Annotated in this window: 18 protein-coding genes and 4 pseudogenes; 11 read left to right on the top strand and 11 right to left on the bottom strand. The window is 55.5% G+C overall.

All coding sequences use genetic code 11. The annotated features are described in order from the left end of the window. Window positions 1–316: 316 nt before the first annotated feature. Together EH209_RS18580 and EH209_RS18575 are read left to right on the top strand one after the other, a co-directional pair. Window positions 317–1558: an AlbA family DNA-binding domain-containing protein gene (locus EH209_RS18580; RefSeq protein WP_126664344.1), complete on the top strand. Its 1242-nt coding sequence runs from the start codon at window positions 317–319 to the stop codon at window positions 1556–1558. A gap of 252 nt (window positions 1559–1810) precedes the next feature. Continuing rightward, the gene (locus EH209_RS18575) at window positions 1811–2764 is read left to right on the top strand and encodes a hypothetical protein (protein WP_126664343.1); all 954 of its coding nucleotides are present in this window, start codon (window positions 1811–1813) and stop codon (window positions 2762–2764) included. Window positions 2765–4661: 1897 nt separating this feature from the next. Here EH209_RS18575 and EH209_RS18570 read toward each other — a convergent pair. From EH209_RS18570 to EH209_RS25155, 4 genes are all read right to left on the bottom strand, one after another. Further along, window positions 4662–7409, bottom strand: coding sequence for a TRAP transporter permease (locus EH209_RS18570; protein WP_211338388.1), 2748 nt, complete (start codon window positions 7407–7409; stop codon window positions 4662–4664). Next, entirely contained in the window at window positions 7406–7903 is a 498-nt protein-coding gene (locus EH209_RS18565; RefSeq protein WP_126664342.1) for a DUF1850 domain-containing protein, read from the bottom strand. Before EH209_RS18565 ends, EH209_RS18570 begins: the two co-directional genes overlap by 4 nt. Before the next feature lie 174 nt (window positions 7904–8077). Then, the gene (locus tag EH209_RS18560) at window positions 8078–9028 is read right to left on the bottom strand and encodes a TAXI family TRAP transporter solute-binding subunit (RefSeq protein WP_126664341.1); all 951 of its coding nucleotides are present in this window, start codon (window positions 9026–9028) and stop codon (window positions 8078–8080) included. 652 nt (window positions 9029–9680) lie between these two features. After that, window positions 9681–9866: a lamin tail domain-containing protein gene (locus EH209_RS25155; RefSeq protein ID WP_211338395.1), complete on the bottom strand. Its 186-nt coding sequence runs from the start codon at window positions 9864–9866 to the stop codon at window positions 9681–9683. A 211-nt stretch (window positions 9867–10077) separates the two neighbouring features. Here EH209_RS25155 and EH209_RS25275 point away from each other — a divergent pair. From EH209_RS25275 to EH209_RS18545, 3 genes and pseudogenes are all read left to right on the top strand, one after another. After that, a pseudogene (locus tag EH209_RS25275) lies at window positions 10078–10158 on the top strand (DUF7692 domain-containing protein); the annotation flags it as partial. A gap of 61 nt (window positions 10159–10219) precedes the next feature. Beyond that, window positions 10220–10414, top strand: coding sequence for a hypothetical protein (locus EH209_RS18550; protein ID WP_126664340.1), 195 nt, complete (start codon window positions 10220–10222; stop codon window positions 10412–10414). A 114-nt stretch (window positions 10415–10528) separates the two neighbouring features. Next, window positions 10529–10972: a universal stress protein gene (locus tag EH209_RS18545; protein ID WP_126664339.1), complete on the top strand. Its 444-nt coding sequence runs from the start codon at window positions 10529–10531 to the stop codon at window positions 10970–10972. 76 nt (window positions 10973–11048) lie between these two features. On the opposite strand, the gene EH209_RS18540 is transcribed toward EH209_RS18545, so the two are convergent. After that, complete coding sequence (locus EH209_RS18540) at window positions 11049–11234, bottom strand: hypothetical protein (protein ID WP_126664338.1); 186 nt, start codon at window positions 11232–11234, stop codon at window positions 11049–11051. A gap of 54 nt (window positions 11235–11288) precedes the next feature. After that, window positions 11289–11923 (bottom strand): annotated as a pseudogene (locus tag EH209_RS18535) (IS6 family transposase). Between the two features lie 100 nt (window positions 11924–12023). On the opposite strand from EH209_RS18535, the gene EH209_RS24715 reads away from it, so the two are divergent. Next, window positions 12024–12230 carry an HVO_0649 family zinc finger protein gene (locus EH209_RS24715; RefSeq protein WP_126664337.1) on the top strand — a complete coding sequence of 69 codons (207 nt, stop codon included), beginning with the start codon at window positions 12024–12026 and terminating at the stop codon, window positions 12228–12230. A 45-nt stretch (window positions 12231–12275) separates the two neighbouring features. On the opposite strand, the pseudogene EH209_RS25150 reads toward EH209_RS24715, so the two are convergent. Continuing rightward, window positions 12276–12593, bottom strand: a pseudogene (locus EH209_RS25150) (TrkA C-terminal domain-containing protein); the annotation flags it as partial. Window positions 12594–12730: 137 nt separating this feature from the next. Further along, on the bottom strand, window positions 12731–13273 hold the full coding sequence (locus EH209_RS25270; protein WP_164722077.1) for a hypothetical protein: 543 nt from the start codon (window positions 13271–13273) through the stop codon (window positions 12731–12733). Here EH209_RS25270 and EH209_RS25140 point away from each other — a divergent pair. From EH209_RS25140 to EH209_RS18510, 3 genes are all read left to right on the top strand, one after another. Next, window positions 13229–13468, top strand: coding sequence for a cation:proton antiporter domain-containing protein (locus tag EH209_RS25140; RefSeq protein WP_394343710.1), 240 nt, complete (start codon window positions 13229–13231; stop codon window positions 13466–13468). The genes EH209_RS25270 and EH209_RS25140 overlap by 45 nt on opposite strands. A gap of 239 nt (window positions 13469–13707) precedes the next feature. Beyond that, entirely contained in the window at window positions 13708–14202 is a 495-nt protein-coding gene (locus EH209_RS18520; protein ID WP_343132693.1) for a universal stress protein, read from the top strand. 389 nt (window positions 14203–14591) lie between these two features. Next, window positions 14592–15041: a pyridoxamine 5'-phosphate oxidase family protein gene (locus EH209_RS18510; protein WP_126664336.1), complete on the top strand. Its 450-nt coding sequence runs from the start codon at window positions 14592–14594 to the stop codon at window positions 15039–15041. Window positions 15042–15099: 58 nt separating this feature from the next. Here EH209_RS18510 and EH209_RS18505 read toward each other — a convergent pair whose 3' ends face one another. Beyond that, window positions 15100–15867 carry an SDR family oxidoreductase gene (locus EH209_RS18505; protein WP_126664335.1) on the bottom strand — a complete coding sequence of 256 codons (768 nt, stop codon included), beginning with the start codon at window positions 15865–15867 and terminating at the stop codon, window positions 15100–15102. Window positions 15868–16057: 190 nt separating this feature from the next. Then, window positions 16058–16246 carry a hypothetical protein gene (locus EH209_RS18500; RefSeq protein WP_126664334.1) on the bottom strand — a complete coding sequence of 63 codons (189 nt, stop codon included), beginning with the start codon at window positions 16244–16246 and terminating at the stop codon, window positions 16058–16060. A 164-nt stretch (window positions 16247–16410) separates the two neighbouring features. Between EH209_RS18500 and EH209_RS18495 the strand changes: the two genes are divergently transcribed. Further along, window positions 16411–17277, top strand: a complete 867-nt coding sequence (locus EH209_RS18495; protein WP_126664333.1) for a universal stress protein — start codon at window positions 16411–16413, stop codon at window positions 17275–17277. 90 nt (window positions 17278–17367) lie between these two features. Beyond that, a pseudogene (locus EH209_RS18490) lies at window positions 17368–17882 on the top strand (universal stress protein). 1 nt (window position 17883) lies between these two features. Here the strand turns inward: EH209_RS18490 and EH209_RS18485 are convergent. After that, a complete protein-coding gene (locus EH209_RS18485) occupies window positions 17884–18684 on the bottom strand; it encodes an ABC transporter permease (RefSeq protein ID WP_126664332.1) in 801 nt (266 codons plus the stop codon). Window positions 18685–18809: the final 125 nt, after the last annotated feature.

Below are 18809 nucleotides of genomic sequence, written 5' to 3'. Positions count from 1 at the left end.
CGGATGCGACACCCACAAGATGATCTACTGATCGTCTACGCACTGTCACTGGTCGCTTGGGAACATAGAGGAACGGAAAGAGAAGACTGGGCTTTAGACCTCGCTGCCGAAATCGCAGATCAACATGGACTGGCAGTGAGTGACGCAATTCGTCAGCTCGAGTAGAGAGCGTCGCCAAGGCGATAGCGCCAAAAAATTACAGCCCCCTACCCAACCTCTGCACAAGAGACTCCAGTTGAAGCACATGAAATAGAGGTACCTGTAGTAGACATTATAAAATATTATGACCAAGAAATAGTGTTTTACTTCTTAGTAGATGAGTGACTATAACGCACCGTCGAATTTTGCGGATTGGTCAGACCCTCTGCCACTATCCGAGGACCTTCATCAGGTTCCGGATGGACCTGGAATCTACCGAATTCTCCATTCTGATGTCAGTGGGGTCCATTATATTGGGAATTCAAAAACAAATCTGCAAAGAAGAGTGAGACGATTGAGTTATGAACTAAAGAAGGACTCACGACCAGAGAAAACGCCACACTTTGCCGCACCGTCGTTATGGGATATCTTGAATGAAAACGATGGGCACTTTCTAGTGTCATGGATAGGTATGGATTCTGAATTTGAGGAGGAAGAGATTGTGACAGCAGCAGCGGGTCACATTACTTTGTATAAACTCACAACTGGCAGCCCTCCCACTGCAAATTTTCACCGATATTGGGGCGGATACAAATTTGAGGATACAATTTCACTTGGTTGGGATGACATATACGGACCTCCATCAGAAAATTGGCTAGGATTGAATTGGAGAGGACCATACGAAAAGACCGAAGATTATGGATTGAGTCCAAGCTATCCGCCTGAAAGTGGTATAGTTCTCATTTGGGATAGTGATCAAGAAGCCATATTAAACATCAATGTGACAACAAATATTGAAAAAAGGATGGGGAGTCTGTTGCCAAATGTAAGCGAGAACCAGTATATCACCTTTTCAACTGTAGAGTTTTCTAACAGGGAAAGAGTGGAGATCGAGGCTTACGTTGCGGGTGCATATTATCTTGCTAATTCAGAAGTAACGTCTGTCGATCTGTCATTGGAAAGTGAATATACGGAGGAGGAAATAAAAGAAAGAATTCGTTATGGTGAAGAAGAAACGACTGAGTTCAAAAAATCGCTTGATGTGGGTGATGTGAATGATAAGCGAAAATTGAAGAAAGAGTTCTGTGCATTGGCAAATCAGGATGGTGGTATTATTCTAATTGGAGTAAGCGATAATCGAGAAATAGTCGGAATAGATAGCCCTCAGGATATGGAAGAGTGGATTTCGGATATAATTTCTGGCAACTTCCCACTCAACTTCAATAACAAAACTTTCAGGGAGGATATCGGTGAATGGATTGTAGGGATAGAGGTACCAAAAGCTGTTGAGAAACCATATTCAGTTGAGGATAAGTTCTACATTCGGAACGGACCGAACAATACCAAAATGGATGGTGACGGTATCATTAAATGGATGAAGGAAAGAGGGCTATATTCGGAATCAAAATATGAGCCGTAATAAGCTGATGACCATTTCTTTTCTGCCTATATCAGAAGACAAATAGGTTGTTATTCAGTAGTGGGGGTCAATAGCGGCGAGAAAGAGCGACAATGCATGGCTATCGGAAATATTGAAATCTCTTAGGAGGGTTGCATTTCCTCAGTATAGTACTCCAAGACTAGTCTGCAGAATGTGTCTCTGATATGTTGTTACTCTGTCTCTTTTCGAATATAGTTGGTATTAACAGGTAAGAGAATTCTACAGGAAAGTATGGAAACAAACTCTGTATCACCGCAGGTAATACTAATTCGTGAAGATGAAAATGAAGTAATGACGACTCAGGGGGTCACATCAATGTATGGATCACCAATCGAAGCAGGATATATCTCCGGAAGGTGCAAGAGTTGTGATTCAATACATATGATGTATGGTGAATTTAAACAAGTGGATACTGAACCAGGCCGGGGGATGGGGACTGAAGTCATCTATCATATTAGACATCATGCCTACTGTGAACGATGCAAGCGAGATCTATTCCTAACATCAATATTCTCAGAATATCCCGACTCACGGTTGAGATTTCTAGGGGTAGATTCTGAGGAGGCAGTCTATCATAATATCGAACAAGTAGATGGTATGGTGAGAAGTGTATCGTCAGACACAGATACTGTATACGATATATTCAACTCATTTAGTAATATAGGAAATTTCATACAATCTGAAGCAGATGCAGATAATTCTCTGGCCTCTGCAATTCAAAATCTTAGAAATGCTGCTAAGAATTCTGTTATTGTTTTGGGGAATTTTGATGAACCATATAAAGAGGAACTGCGTGATCTACGACAGAGCCTAAATTCGATGGGATATGAAGCGTACTTAGTTGATGATCTTGGAGAACGAACTGAAGATTCTGTTGACCGTGCTGCTCGTCTTTTAATGAATATGGCATCGTTCTGTGTAATGGTGGATAGGGAGCCATCTGGGCATCTTGTGGAGTATAAATATGCCTATGATGACCGGACAATTCTTGCTCGATTAGAACCAGCCTCCAGAGGTCGTGCTTCATCGGCAATGATTGCATCGGAAGAGCCCGAAGTTGACTTCTTAGAAGACTTCGAATTCTCCGAGGCTCCCTCAGAGGTGCTAGATGAACTAGTAGAATGGGCTGAAGAACAAATTGAAAAGAGACAGGAAAGAAATATAGAAAAATTCCCCTGGTATTGATGACAGTCATCTCTTCACCTCTGCTGGTCGATTGACATTAGAACAGATTTCTACAATATGAACACGAGCGTAGGTTCTCTGTGATTACACTACACGATTACTGGTATACTGCACTCAGCACCCGCTCTTTGCCACTTTTAATATGTTCTATAACGAATATTCTATTATATTCGACTGAAATATAAAGTCCGTGTTCATCAACGGCAAATGAAGGCGTACTCGAGAAACAGAAACAGATCGCAACCCACACCTAATCAGAATCTGTCTCAGAAACAATCTGAACTACCCCTGATTGTAGACCAAAGTAAGTACTATGATCTTATATCAATGAATAAGAACAGGGCAACACTCCATGGAGATCTCATTTTTACGAAAAGCCGGATTCCCGAAGGTAAGTTCGTGACCACATATTTCACACTCGGCCGCTTCAGTAACTCCGCCACCATGACCGTATGCCACGAGAAAAGTACGTTCGCTCCGTCCCTGGCGAAGTAGAATCTCTAACTCACCTTTTTCGTAGTTGAGAAGTGTGAGAGCCACCGGTTCGAGAGTGACATTAAGCGCATGCCGATCGCGAATTTCCTGTGCTTCTCGGGAAATCCGGCTTCGCGTTGTCGACGGAGAGTACCCATTTTCGCTTGGAGGCCATCACGCTCCTCGTTACACTGTTCCCGCTGTTGAAGGACATCTATCCGGTCCGCATCCGCATCTGTCTGCTGTAGCGTATCACGCAACTCCTCGACCCACTCTGTAAGTGTCGTGATTTCCGCTTCGAGTTCGCTGATTCGTTGCTCCTGCAACCGACAGAAGTCCTCAAGTCCGGTATCAGCGGTTTGCGACGCTTTTTCGTGAATGGCATTGATATCGATTAAATCGTCTCTCGAACGTCCTCGCTAGCCGCCGTGAGGAGTTCCATCGACCCCCAGGGGTTCAGCGGTTATCGCGGGTCGACGGAAACAATGAAGTGTGAACGGCCAATAGAGCTGTTCACGTGGTCTAATCGGCCATGGTTACAGACGGACCCTTGTGGGGTCGAAGCCGGCGGTGGGATGTACATGGAATTTACCTTCACTGGGGATCCGACGACGATGATGGACCGGCTCTGTGACGATAATCGGATCGCATCGATAGCCGAACACGACGAGCCACTCCAGACGATCGTTAACAGCCAACTCCGAGACTTTTATAACGATTAGGCGCCAGACGATCGGAATCGGAATTGGTCTCTATCTTCGACTCACGATCCACACTCCCCGTCATCGAAGTGTAACTGTTGATAAGTCGGTACGAGAACTCTAATCTACGGAACCACCCAACCACCCTCCCCCCGTTATCGATGTGTAACTCACCACGAGACCGACGAGAGAAACGCTAGAACATACGGATCGGATAGAGAGATTACCAGGAATAGGCTGGAAGCGGTACGATTACGGTGAGTTAAAGGGGCTCACTCGCTCGCCAGTTGATTAACTAGAATCTAACTATTCATTCTCTACTTTATCAGGAGATAACTATAGTGCGGTTACTGTTTCTCAGTCTATCACATAAATCATCCCCCAATATAGAACTACCATAGAAATCTTTCCAAACCCTGGAGTTCAGACGCTCTTCCTTGGAATATCGGTTGTTTGGGTCCAACAATCGATTTTCTGTTCTCACGGGGGGTTCCCTCGCGTCGATTTACACATCGATAACGGGGGGAGGGGGTCACCTTCGCGCTGTCTCGAGTCTTGGGTCTCGATCACCAACGCACTCCCATCGATATCTTCGACATCTTCGAGAGACGGTTGGATCACTAACTCGGAGATCGTAGGTTTATGCCCGCTATGTTGGAGAACGGAGCCGCTACGGGTGTCCTCGAGGTCTGCTCATCTGGCGTTTTATCGCCTGCTCCCATTCATCCCACGGTAGCTTGTCTCGTCTCGTGCAGGCTCGTCGCCTCTCGGCGGTTTTTCGCCGCGAGGACAACGAACAGCGCGAATCCGATGCCACGAAGCGTGAGATCGAGCAGGAGCGCGTCGACCGAGACAGTGATACCGGCGAACCCGAGGAGATCGAACACCGATGCTGAAAGCAGCCCCGGTGCCATAAGCAGCAACGAGCTGAGCGCGAATCCAGTCCGCTCGGCGCGATTAATGCCTGTATACAACGTCCCGATGACGGTCGCACCCAAGGCGATCACCCCGAGGAAAACGCCAATGACGGGAACTAGGATCTCCGGAACGGAGTATGACAACTCCGCGAGGTCGCTGAAGCCGACGACACGATACTGCTCGCGGATCGGCAACTCGTCGGCGTTGGGCTTCTCACGAAGCAACACGATACCGGGCACGAGGACGAACGCGAAGGGGACGATCGCCTTGTTCAGCGACAGCGAGAACGCTTTCACGCCCGTTTCAAACGGATCCGACTTGGCCACTCCACTCGCGGCATAGGCGGCGACAGCAACTGGGGGTGTGATGTCAGCGATAACGCCGAAGTAGAGGATGAACAGGTGCGCAGCGAGAAGCGGGATACCGAACTCGACAAGTGGCGTAGCAAGCATCGAGATGAGAATGATGTAGGTGACCGTCGTCGGCATCCCCATTCCGAGGATGATGCTAGACACGGCTGTCACGAGCAGCATAATCACGATCGACCCACCCGACAGTGCGAGCAGCAGCGATGTGAGATTCGGACCAAGTCCAGTAACGCTGATAACTCCCGGGATGATGCCGGCGGCTGCGACGGCTATCACGACCGGAACGGCCGTTCGCGCCCCTTCATCCATCGACTTGGCGACGAACGTACCGAGGCGGAACAGTTGGATATCACCGAGATCGCGGCCGGTTCGATCGCCAATCGAGTCGGCAGTCGTCTGGACCGTCGGGTTGAGATTGAGCAGCGGCGCGGCGATGTCCGGGCGGGACGCCAATGTCAGCACGCCGGCCAGCATCGCGTACCAGCCAATCCCGGCGACGACACGGTCGACCGCTTCTCCGATGGGTACTCCAGCCCCGCTGGTACCAGTGACGAGTCCGGTAACCGGGACGCCGGCGACGACGTAACTCGCCAGTTCGACGCCAATGATGGCCGCGAAAACCCCGAGGAGTCGCTCGCGCGTTTCCTTACTGTACGCCGAGACGAGCGAGATCAGCGCGACGAGCGCGACGAGAGTGAACCACGCCGACCGCGAGACGGACAGCCGCTCGATGATGAGGTAGTACAACAGTAACCCGATCGGGACGAGGTAGAACCACCCCCGTTTGAGGTGTGCCCCAAGCGAGACGGTATCGACGTCCGCGACGCCGCCGATTCCCTCTTCGACCGCCTTAAGATGAACCATTACCCAGACACCGAAGAAGAAGACGATCGCCGGAATCGTCGCGAGGATGATGATATCCGCGAACGGCGTCGCCGTGTACTGGACCATCAGGAACGCGGCGGCACCCATCACTGGCGGCAGGATCTGTCCGCCAGAAGATGCCGAGGACTCTACCGCACCGGAGAACTCCGGTGAGTATCCCGAGCGCTTCATCAGTGGGATGGTAAACGCGCCGGTGGTGACTGTGTTGGCGATTGACGATCCCGAGATCGTCCCCATGAAGCCGCTTGCGAGAATGCTCGCCTTCGCTGGGCCGCCCTTGCGATCTCCAGTGGCCGCATACGCGAGGTCGATGAACCACTGGCCGGCGCCGCTCATCTCTAAGAACGCACCGAAGAGGATAAAGATGTAAATAAAGCTCACCGACACCGTCACCGGAATGCCGAAGACCCCGTTTTCGGTGTTATACCAGAGGTTCTGAACGATGCTCGGCCAGGTCAACTCAGGGACCGCGAGTAGACCGAGAAGCGGCGTCGCGCCGCTGATGAGGTAGCCCCAGCGCGCGTAGAGGATGAACGTCGCGACGATGATCATAAGCGGCAGGCCGAGTGTCCGGCGGGTAGCCTCGAGCACCAGGAGGACGCCGATCACGCCAAGTGCCATCGCGTAGGAGTACTCGCTAACGAACGGAACGCCCCCAAGGACGGGCTGGAGGAACGGGTACACCTCGGTGATCGGCCGCCCAAACGTGAGCCCGAACACCCGCATGTCCTGAATTTCGGAGAACTCCGTCAGGAAGTAGATCGCCGATAGTATCGAAGCGACAATACACAGGAGGTCGAACGGCGTTACCCGCTCTCGGCCGGGATCGAGGAACGCCCACCGAAACGTGGCCCGCACACGCGCAAGCAGGCGCGTGACGGGGTTTCGCTCACCGAGTCTGCGGGATGCGGTAGGAACGATCCGGCCTAGGTTTCGCGTAACAATCCCATCTCCCATACTTGCCGGGAATAGCAGGAACGTGAGTACGAGCGCAAACGAGACGTGGACCGCGTTCGCCTGCAGGAGCTGGAGCGAGACCTCCCAGTTGTCGACGATCGGCAACCAGATCGTGAACGAGAAGCCGCGTGCGGCCAGGAACAGCTGGAAGACCGAAAACAGGATACCGATCGCCGCGACAGCCACCGCGGCACCCCCCCGTAGCGACCGCCGGCGTTCGATTTCATCGATCAACTCCTCGGCTTCCTCGGGGGAAACCTCCTCAGTCAGTTCGTCGTTTGTACCATCCCGATCGTCGTTAGGCCCGTCGGAATCACTGTCCGATGGATCGTTCGTGTTCATAGGATTCTCTCGATTAGCGATCGTTGTTCGACGTGAATGCGAACGTCGCTGGCGTTCGTTGCAGCGACCAGATCGTATCGTCGATCATCGACGATCAGCGTATGACCGGCGATCCGTCCGGGTGAGACCGAAAGACTTTGCAGTTCCGCGATCGGCTCGGCTGGCTCGTACACGAGCATCCCATCGGCGGTCGTGACGTCGACCCGGGCGGGTAGTCCCCAGCCGTAGGACTCGAACTCCATCCGGGTGTTCACCAGAGTTTGATCATCCACGCGGTACTCATCGTACACCCGGGATTTCTCCACGCTATGTGTGTACTCGAGACCCACAGTACTCCCGTCGGAGACTGGCTCAGTAAGGTACCGTTCGCCAGTCTCGACGTCCTCAACGACGAGCACTGTCTCAACCGGGACCGTCGTGGCAACAGCGATAAGGACCAGTACTGCTGCCACGAGGAGTGCGGCGAAGACGTTCGGACGGAAGACGCGGCTCATTCTCACATGGGAGTTAGTGACACACCCTGATATGTGAAACGCCGATAGAGACGGTCACGGTCTCACAGGGGGCCAATGTCATTCGTGTTCATGAATTGATTCGGCGGATCGGCCCATGGCCGGTCGACCATGAGTCAGCGCACTCTGCCCCGGTTCCAACGATACAGCGCCGGCTCAAGTGTCGAAGTACGCCGCCGCACCTTCGTGGAGTTCGATGGACATCCCGTCCTGTGCGCTGTCGACCGAGATGAAGTCGGTCTTGATCGAGAGGTCACCGAGGTTGTCGAAGATAGCCGCAGTAACCGTCTCGACGGTATCAGCTGACACGTCGGCGTGTGTGGCGATCATCGCCTGGACTGCAACGGTCTCGATGTCCTCGTCGACGCCGCTGTAGGTGCCACCAGGGATAGTGTCGTCGGAGAACCAGGAGGCGTCCTCTTTTATCGCCTCGCGGTTCTCGCCCTCGATCGGCACGATCACGATGTCGTTCGTGTTGGCGAGGTCTTCAATCGCGCCGACCGGCCAGCCGCCGACGACGAAAGCCGCGTCGATGTCCCCGTTGGCGAGCTGTTCGGACGCCTGAGAGAAGCCAGCGTTTTGCTCCTCGAAGTCGGAGATTCCGACCGATTCGAGGATCTGGAGGGCGTTGACCTGCGTGCCCGATCCGAGGTCGCCAGTGTTGATCGTCGCGCCGCTTAAGTCCTCGAGCGACGCGATGTCGTTTCCGGCAAGCGTGACGAGCGTGATCGTCTCCGGATACAACGTCGCGACGCCCCGCAGGGTGTTGATCGGGTTGTCCTGGAAGGCGTCGATTCCGGTGCCGTCCTTCGCAAAGGACGCGATGTCGTTCTGGATGAGCGCGAAATCGGCCGAACCGTCCGCGAGACTGCCAACGTTCTCGACGCTTGCGCCCGTCGACTGGACGTTCAGCGAGAAGTCGGTGTTGTCCTCAACGATGGTTTTGAACTCGTTCGAGAGCGGAAAGTACGTCCCGCCGGTGCCGCCGGCATGCCAGATGAGACGATTTCCGTCGCCGCCGTTATCACCGATACAGCCGGCGAGCGCGGCTACACCGGCGGCACCAGTCACTTCGAGAAATCGACGTCGACCCCCGTGGTATGTCATCCCATCACTTACTATATCATGTAGGGATATATACCTCACTATTAAGAAAACTTATATTCTGTACTTCACAAGATGAATTCCTCTTTCTCGAGGAGCAAGGCAGAGAGTGTATCGCAGTAGAGACTATTGACAATCACGTTACATCCTTAAGCGCTGTCGAGCCAGCCGCATCGTCGGCGCTGGCAGCTACATTGAAATCTGCTTGCCGAATATGCCTAGACAGGTTTATCAGTGAAAATATAGTCAAACGTGAGCACTATGCGACATCCACAAGACGAGCTACTGATCGTCTACGCGCTGTCATTGCTCGCTCAGGAGCATAACGAGACGGAGAAAGAAGATTGAGCACTGAACCTTGCCCACGAGATTGCCGATCAACATGGATTGGCAGTAAGCGAGGCAATTCGACAGCTCAAATAGCTGCCGTCAAGGCGATAGCGCCCAATAATCATAGCTATCTGGAATCACCCGCGAAGTCTATGGATTATATCCATGAGCAGGTTGATTCTGCTCAGCATTTCGGTTAGCAGAGTACAAAATAAGCACATACAGAGAATCTCTTTCCTACTCCTTCACCCCCTACGGACGCACGTCGCAAATCCTCTCCTCGAAATATGGACACGAGAGGAAAGTCCGTATGTACGAACTACTGTTAGTACTCCCGATTGATTACGGTCTCACCGTCAGCATTCGTTACGATGATTGTATCTCCACTATTGTTCCAGATTGCTCTACCAGAGCCCCAGTATAGTTCTGTATCAGAGTTCGACCCGCTCCCGCTGTAGATGGTTACAGACTCACCCGATTCAAGCGTGAACCCTGATGGGAAGTACCCGATATGAACACGAGTTGAGTAGCAGCCGTGTTCATATCTCGTGGGCCGCCGCGGAACTCACCCCGGCCCCGCGCCGATCGGACTGGATTAGGCCCTCTCTTTATAAACAGAACCCGCTCGAGTGAACCGAAAAGACGAGGAATAGCGAGTCGTGTTCACGGCCATGTCTCACAACGAGACGCCCAGATCGGTTTAGGTTTGAACCGATAATGAGGATGAACAGCGATTCGAAGCGATCCAGAAAGCCACCCAGTTCTACGACTATAACCGAAGCAACGCTGTCGCGTTCACGTGAAAAGATGTCGACACGCTAATCTCCGCAGCTCGGCGCGTCCTCGAGCGCAACAACGTCTAAGATGCTCGAGACCCTCGAGACGTTGGTATCGAGCGCCCTTATCATCGTTTTCAGCGCCGTCTATGCCGTCGCCGCTATCCGCGACCGCCTCGAGCGCGACGACCTCACTCACGAGCAGTGCACGGAAATCGACGAGATTCTTGATGTTGATGAACTGTCGATTGAGTACAGGTCAACATGGACTATCGGAGAATAGCAATTGTGGCTCTGTTAACCCCCAGACAGTGAGCGATAGGGTTCACGCGTACCCGCCAGATCATGGTAGTCCATACCATAGGAATAAGTCGTTTTTCGTCGAACTTAGACTTGTATGCCAATCATTGCAGCGGTTGATCAGTCAGACCGAGCCAGATCAGTGATCAGACAAGCCCGCGAACTCGCTGATGCATACGAGGGAGAACTCCACGTTGTCCACATTCGGGACACGGAGGGAGACATCACCGATGAGGCCTCCAGGAAGGCCCTTGAAGAAGTAGATGCGATAGTCGAGGAGAAAGGTGACGAGAGAGCAACCAAAATCGCCCGAGAGATCGCCGGAGAGGTCGAAGAGTCTGGAAAGTTCACGCCCGTCGGATTAACTGGTGATCCCGCACCAGCACTTCTCAATTACGCGGAGGAACACGACGCCGAGTGTATCGTTGTTAGCGCTCGCAAACGTTCCTCGCTCGACCAAGTCTTGTTCGGCAGCGTCACTCAGTCGCTGCTCTTGAACGCCGACCGGGCTGTGGTCGCTGCGCCACACGAAGTGGCCTGATCCACGGTCTCTCTCCCGATACATTTGCGTGCAATCCTACCGGAGTAGCGTCGAAGACTAAGCTCACAGATCTGGCTCATGGCTCAAGTCCCTCGACTAACTCAACAGTCCATTCACCGTCACCGACGTGGCGGATGTGGGCGTGCTGGTCGCCCTGAAGCTGGCCGTTCTCGCCGAGAAGGCCCTCAACGCGGACGTTGTCTTTCGGGAGAGTGATTCCGACCGAATCCTGATCCAACTGGCGGAGTTTGTTCAGCGCTATATTCGGCGGGCACCCCCCTTCTCATAAAACTTGGATCCCCTCTGGAGGTCGTGTTTAGTTTGTCGCATTGTGCCAGACGGCGAAGGCATGGAGCCCCGATTCAGCTGTCGACGGTTTTGCATGGCTAAAGCAGTTTGAGAACGAAGAAGTACACCGTTTTATCTCATGGAAGATACGTTCGGAACTGTTCCAATTCCCATGTTTTTCGTATCGAAATCGGATCCCAGCTTGGCAGAGTGCAGTCTGGAGGTGTTTTGCGCCATGGACGAGAACCATGGCATCGTCGAGGTCATGTTTCTCAGTGAGTTCCCGCAGAAACCGTTCTGTCAACGCGGTCGTAGTCGTCGGATACAGCCATATATGAAGGCTATTGTTCGTTTGCGGATCGACAGCAGTGTACAGCCAATAGCGATATTCCTCAAGTTGAATCACCGTCTCGTCGAGCGCGACGTGATTCGGTTCCTTGTCAACTGCCGGCTGTAGATCGCATCTGTGAACCCAATCGTGAACGGTCTTCCGACTGCGACCGACACCGAACTTCTCCAATTCTTGAACGGTATTCGAAAGCGAGAGATTAGCAAGATGGTGTCGAATACCGAGCTCCATCAGCTGACGCGGTGTCCGTTCGCGCTCCACAAACTCAAATCAATCCAATCGCGACACCCGCTGAGGCGGTCGATTTTTGGCATAGGCACCATAAAATCGCACCGCCTCACTTTTCACACGTAACGAAACAGTGTCCCTCGGGAACAGCACAGATTTATCTGCTTGCCATGGCAACATTGCCATATGATTCCACGGCGCACAGGAGGACGATCAGATTTCGAGTGGATACGACAGCGCTATGAGAACACCGAGAAGAAATGCCCGGAATGTGGGTACGTGGATGAGGAGGGAAACTGGACAAGCCACACAGATGGCCAGCGGATCATATACCGTCACGTTTGCCCGATTTGTGATGCCAGTCGTGAACACATATTCAATCTCGGTGAATAACCGATCTGTTTGTACCAAACTGGTGTCTCAGACCGTGACGAGTTATCAGCGAGTCGTGTTGTGATCCTCGTAGTGGGCAAAAATATCTGTGATATCGGGCGTGGCGCCGGTCCCTGAATATACGGTGAGGAGATCTCCAGCTTTGATTCGCGTTCCTCCTTTTGGAGTGATCGGCGGTTCGTCTCCAGGTTATTCGACGGCAACGATGAGCAGACCTTCTCCGAGGAATCCCTCACTATCCGCTTCCTGGAGCGTCTTGCCTGCGATGGGCGCGTCCTCGGCAACAGCGATCTCGAAGACTTCTGCGTTGCCGCTAAGTTGCATGAAGTCGATGATTTCCGGGACCTCGACCGCGCAGAAAAGGGCCCAAAGACGACGATGGCGAGCGGTCCCTTCGGAAGCCGCCGCTGGCGCTGCATGTCGGTATCATGCCCCAGTTCCGCGAGATGGTCTACAAGAGCGGCGACTCTCTCGAGTGCCCGTACGGAGAGGGAACGCGACTACTCGCCTGGACGACGTGGGCGGAAGACTCGTTCGAGATCGAGCGCCGAATGTACAATGCGCTCCGCGCGGTCTACGGCGCCGGTTCGGTAGACGTCGACGATGCCCGCCGAATTTCGAAAGCGGAGGCTCATATCCGGTTCTACATCGACAAGAAGAATCCTGCCATCGAGACCCTCGAGCAGTCGAAACAGCTGATCGATTGGGGCGGCGAGTCTGAGATCGAAGCCCACCAGCAGCGGCAGAAAGAGGGATAGCTCGAGGCACTCGTCGAGAGCGATCGCTGGCACCTGCTCGGATTCGATCCCCAGTGAGACAGCACAGAGGTGAAGATCTGTCAGGCCAACCAGTGGCACAAGAAGCCCCGCAGCGATCCGTTTCATCACCCGAAGCTCGAGGCCTCGTACGCGGGCGTCGACCGCGGAAAACTCCTGCACGTCTCCGAGTGGGACGACGTCCTCGAGCACCTCCGAGGAGTCGTCGCAGCGGGTGTACTCGTGAAAGTCGGTGGCAGTTACCTCGGTGCGCGGGTCGCTGGCCATTCGGGTGACGAATCACTGATCATCGGATTCGGAATGCTTCCCCGTGCCGGCGTCGAGTTAGTTGTAATAGCTGGAGCGCTCACCTCGAGAATTATCGATCAACGGCTGTTTTCGGCTGTGCTCGCACTTATAATCGTGTCTGTACTTTCGACGCCACCTCTTCTCAAACATGCAATTCAGCGAATTAATTCATAAATAAATATTCCAGATAGAATCATTAAAAGTGAGAAATATCTGTATTAGCCGGTTCGAAATGACGAAATGCACTGAGTACGACGTAAATCGGTGGCCAAAGTGCGCATCCATGCTCGTGCCCGACCCCCAGCTCCGCGACATCCTGCCCGGCCTCTGTGCTACTGATCGAAACGATATGGCTGATCACCGACGATCCGAGGCAGACTCGGAAACTGCTTCCGAGACGGAGACAGACTCGAATGCAAAGCGACGGCGACCCCCAACTCGAGAGTCCCCGTCGGATCCGTACGTCGATCCCGACAAGAGATTTTACCATCCCCATGGTAGGCTCACCGATGAGACGGATACTCGTACCCGTAGACGGTTCGCGCCAGTCACTCGACGCGTTGGGACACGCTCTCGAGACGTTTCCCGACGACGAGATCGTCGTCCTTCACGCGCTAAATTTCGTAGAGGTCGTCGCGTCGGAATCGAGCGCCAATCAAGCGCGGGAACGCGCTAACGAAATCTTCCGAGAGGTTCGCACGCTTGCCGACGAATATGATCACACTGTCGAGACCGAAACGACTGAGGGTGATCCGGGGCGGGCTATCGTGGCCTACGCTGCGGACCGAGATATCGACCAGATCGTCATAGGCAGTACCGGCCGCACTGGACTTGACCGACTCCTGCTCGGGAGTGTCGCCGAACTCGTAGCGCGGCGAGCACCGGTGCCGGTGACGATCGTTCGATAAGTCACCGGTGCGTATCGCGTCGCTGACCGCTTTGTGCATACCGGTCATGGTCTCGAACGTCTCGGTTCGACGACTCGAAGATTTCCCACATCGGAACCATCCACCGGTAGTCGATGCAGATCGGGTCGTCGCCGTGTTCGTCGACTTTCTCGGCATGATCGCCATGTCATCCTTCCGGTTCCCCTCGCTGCTCTCGTCGCCGTCGGTATCGTGGGACCACTCGTCGGTCATCTGTCAGCGTGCGCTATGTGGACACAAAGACATTCCGCCGCTGCGAGTCGATTTTCCTGTCGTGACCGTATCAGTCACCGAACCTGACGTTCTCCTCGAGGCGAATTTCCAGCAGATTGTGAGAGGATACTTTCTACCGTGCCGTGGTGGCTGGACACATGCAGGGGCTACGCTGGTTACAACTGAGCGAAGACGAAATGAACGAGTTCCTCGGCCGCGGCGGAACGGGTGTCATCTCGTTTTCCACGGACCTCGACGATCCGCCGGTCTCGATTCCCGTGTCCTACGGGTACAACGCCGAGGAGAAACGGTTCTACTACCGGCTCTCGTTTCCGCCAGACAGCAGAAAAGAGGAACTCGTCGACCGACCGGTCTCTTTCGTCACGCACCGCCAGACCGATGGTGGGTGGCAAAGCGTCGTCGTTACGGGACGACTATCAGACATCTCCGATGTTCCGTACGAATCCGCCGAGATACAGGGGATGTGGGCAATTCAGATTCCGCTCGTCGACGTCTTCGAGCGACCGCCGCGGGAAACGGCGTTCCAGTACTTCTACCTCGATCCCGAGACGATGACGGGACGAAAGGAGGTGATGACCGACTCGTAGAGTTAGTCATCGACGCGGCAGTCGCTTCTGCGTTCCCAGTCACAGAGAGTCATGTTCGTCATCCGGTGTGCACGTACCCGCCGTCGACGACGAGCGACTCGCCGTTCACGTACCCCGAGAGGTCGCTCGCGAGAAACAGCGCGGCACCCGCGATATCCTCGGGATTCCCGATCCGTCGCGATGGAACCGCTTCGGCAAACGCCTCGAGCGTGCCGGGCCCCATATGGGCGTCCTCCATCATCGCGGTTTCGACTCCGCCCGGGTGGATTGCGTTGACGCGGATTCCGTCGGGTCCGAGGCGATGGGCAGTCGCGTACGTCAACAGTCGAAGTGCACCCTTTGAAACGCAGTACGCGACGTAGCTCCCGTTCCCGAGGAAACCGGCGATACTCGAGATGTTGATGACGCTCCCGCCGCCGTTCTCGGTCATCCGCCGGGCCGCGAGCTGGGTCCCGAAGAACGCTCCCTTCACGTTCACTTCCATGAGTCGATCGTACTGATCAGGGGTCACCTCGAGATACTCCTCCAATCGGAAGATACCGGCGTTGTTGACGAGGACGTTGACGCCGCCGAACCGCTCGGCCTCGTCGAACGTCGCCTCGAGATCGTCGACGCTCGAGACGTCGCACTCGACATACGTCGCCGTCGCTTCGGTTTCGTCTGTGATCAGTTCGTGCGTCGGGGTGCCGCCTTCCCGCGGCGCTTCGCGCACGTCGGCGACGACGACGTCAGCACCGTTCTCGGCGAACGTACGCGCGATCGCTCGTCCGATTCCGCTCGACGCACCGGTCACGATGGCCGTTCGCTCCTCGAGTAAGTCCGTCATACCGTCGGCTCCCACGTCGAACTACTTGCTTCTATCACGGTAGCTGTTCGGTGGTCCGTTCGTGTTTGTTTCTGCGTCCGGTCTCAGCGCTTCTGCCCGACGTCCTCGCAGATAGTGCGTTCGAGGGTCGACCGGGTGAAATCGAACGCGAACCGCCGTCGTCGGCGTCGAACGGTGGACCGACGATCGACTACCCCCAGAACGACGCGTTTCCGAGGCAGTAGAGGAACGCTACCCAGCCGAGGAAGAGTCCGCCGATTATCACGAGGAAGTCAGCCAACTTCGTGCCGAAGACGAAGTCGTAGCCGATACCGATCGTTAGCAGGATCAACGCGAGAGCGATCAACAGGTGGCACCACTGCTCAGCCCATGGTTTCATGAACTGCCCTATCACGTTCCTGCATAAATAGTATCAGCGTCAACACTTCATGCGGTGTCGGCTTCGGACCGTTCAGTGACGCTGACCCGGACTCTCGTTTGTCGCGAACACGCGCGATCGAACACCCCGGATAGTTGTAAGTGCCCGAGCGGCGAACCCACCGTATGTACGATCGACTCCTCGTCTCGACCGACGGAAGTGGCCCCGCGAACGCCGCTCTCGAACTCGCCGGTCGAATCGCGTCGCCGTCGGCGACGATTCACGTGCTGGTCGTTTCCGAGGACGAGAACGACCGCGACGACGGACCCCGTGACGTGTCGGATCGAACGGCCGACGAGATCCTTAACGACGCTCGCGAGAGCGTGACCGCCGATGTGAAGGCCGTCGTCACCGAACAGCGACGCGGCGATCCTCGAGAACGGATTCTCGAATACGTCGAAACGGCGGACGTCGAAATCGTCGTCATGGGTGCACACGGACGGCGGGTCGCCGAACCGGTCGTTCTGGGACGCGTAACCGAAAGCATCGTCCGCGACGCTCCCGTCCCCGTACTCGTCGCTCGCGCGAGCGACGATATTCGAGGCCTGTATCCGTTCGAGCAGATCCTCGTCCCGACTGACGGCAGCGAGCACGCACGAGCCGCGCTGGAACTCGGCGTTGCACTCGCCGCCGAGACGGAAGCAACGCTTCACCTCCTGTCGGTGGTCGGCGCGACGCGCTACGGGCTCGGTTCCGAGTCGACGGCGCTGCTCAATCAACTCGAGGAGAAGGCGACCCGCGAACTCGAGGCAGCAGCCGAGAGCGCGGCCGATGGCGCCGGAATTGACGTTCGGACGACGGTCAACCGGGGGTCGATCCATAGAGCGATCTCCGCGTACGCGGAGGCGAACGACGTCGACCTGCTGATCATGGGAACGCACGGCCAAAGCGAGGGCGATCGAGAATTGCCGGGCAGCGTGACGGAGCGCGTCCTGCGCACCGCGCCGGCTCCCGTCGTAACGGTTCGCGCTCGAGAGACGAACAAATCGTAGCGGGAGAACCCGTAGCGCGGATACGACCAAACGCCCGGTCGTTCGTTCTGGCCACCCGAAGTTATTGACCCCGGCGTAGAGACCAGACGTATGACGTTCGTCGTCCCGTTCGATGGTTCGGAACTCGCGGAGGCCGCCCTCGTCAGGGCCGTCGAGTACGGCAACGCGCTCGACGAAGGGATCGCCGCCGTGGCCGTAGTCCCGGAGCGAAAACGATACGCACGGGAGAAGAGACGGATCGACGAGAACGAACCGTATAACGTCGACGCCATCGTCGCGAGCCTCCGCGAACGGGTGCGGGAGCTCGCACCGTCTGCGACGTTCGAGTTTGAACGTATCCGCGAGTTTTCCCGGAGACCGATCTTGCCGACCACATCGAGCGACTGTTACTGGATCACGATCCGAGCGTCGTGTTCCTCGGGAGCGACAACGTCAGCCGCATCGTGACGCCGCTGACGAGCGTCGGCGTCCACGTCGCCGCGGAGGAGTCATACGACGTGTTCATTGTTCGCCGTCCGACGCCGTCCAACCTCGAGGCCCTCGAGCCCCACGCCGATTTTTGCCGGGAAACGGAGTCGGCGGAGCGGGCTGACGGTCCGTCGTGAGTCAGCCGGAGAGGTCGCGCCGTTCGAAGTATTCACCGCTGGCGACGACGAGGACGACGACGGCGACCACGAGGACGGAGAGGTCCGCCCACGAGAGGTCGCCGTCGACGAGAATCGCACCAGGATCGAAGTACCGGGAGAACGCGACGTCCCCGATCCACTCGTAGTCGGTCTCGAAGGTGAACGTATCGAGCAGGAAGAGCCCGAAGACCGATCCGGCGCCGACGGTCTGCGCGCGGCGGACGGAATTGAATGCGACGGAGGCCGCGAGTCCGACCCCGGCGCAGGCGAGCAGGTAGGCGATCGAGTACGCGTGAACGGCGAACAGGTGCGTGACGTCGATCGATTCGCCGACGAACACCACGCCGACGTAGACCATGAGGAACGTGATCGCGTTGAGCAACACGACGCCCGGAACGAGCGACAGGAACTTGCCGACCACGACCCGCGACCGCGTCACCGGCAGCGCCAGCGTCAGTCCTACCGTCCCGCGTTCGACCTCCCCCGCGACGGTCGAGGCCGCGGCGTAGGCGTAGTAAATCGCGAGCAGCAACACCCAGCCGAACTGGTAGAGTTGGGAGACGAGATACCCCTCGATCGTGGTCAGCGTGGTTACGTTTCCGACGAACGCGCGCGTCGCTTCGGGCGGCAGCGACTCGAGATAGGCGTCGAGATCGGCGCCTGTCTCCTGAATTGACGGAAAGAGCGCGATCGTGAGAATGATCAGCGCAACCATGGCACCGGCGAGTAGCAGCGACCCGCGGAGTCGACGACCGGCTTCGAACGAGGTAAGCTCGAGCATCGGATATCAGGGGACCTGTCTCCCGACGGGAGCCGGTACCTTATACGTAAAGCGTATCCGCTCGAGGTAACGAGCAGTTGTCACGACAATCGTCCGGTAATCAGCGCTTCAACGACGGGAACGAG

It is taken from the genome of Haloterrigena salifodinae, from assembly GCF_003977755.1.
GTDB lineage: Archaea > Halobacteriota > Halobacteria > Halobacteriales > Natrialbaceae > Haloterrigena > Haloterrigena salifodinae.
The sequence above is the reverse complement of the archived record's forward strand: the minus strand, read 5'-3'. Positions and strand labels throughout refer to the sequence as shown.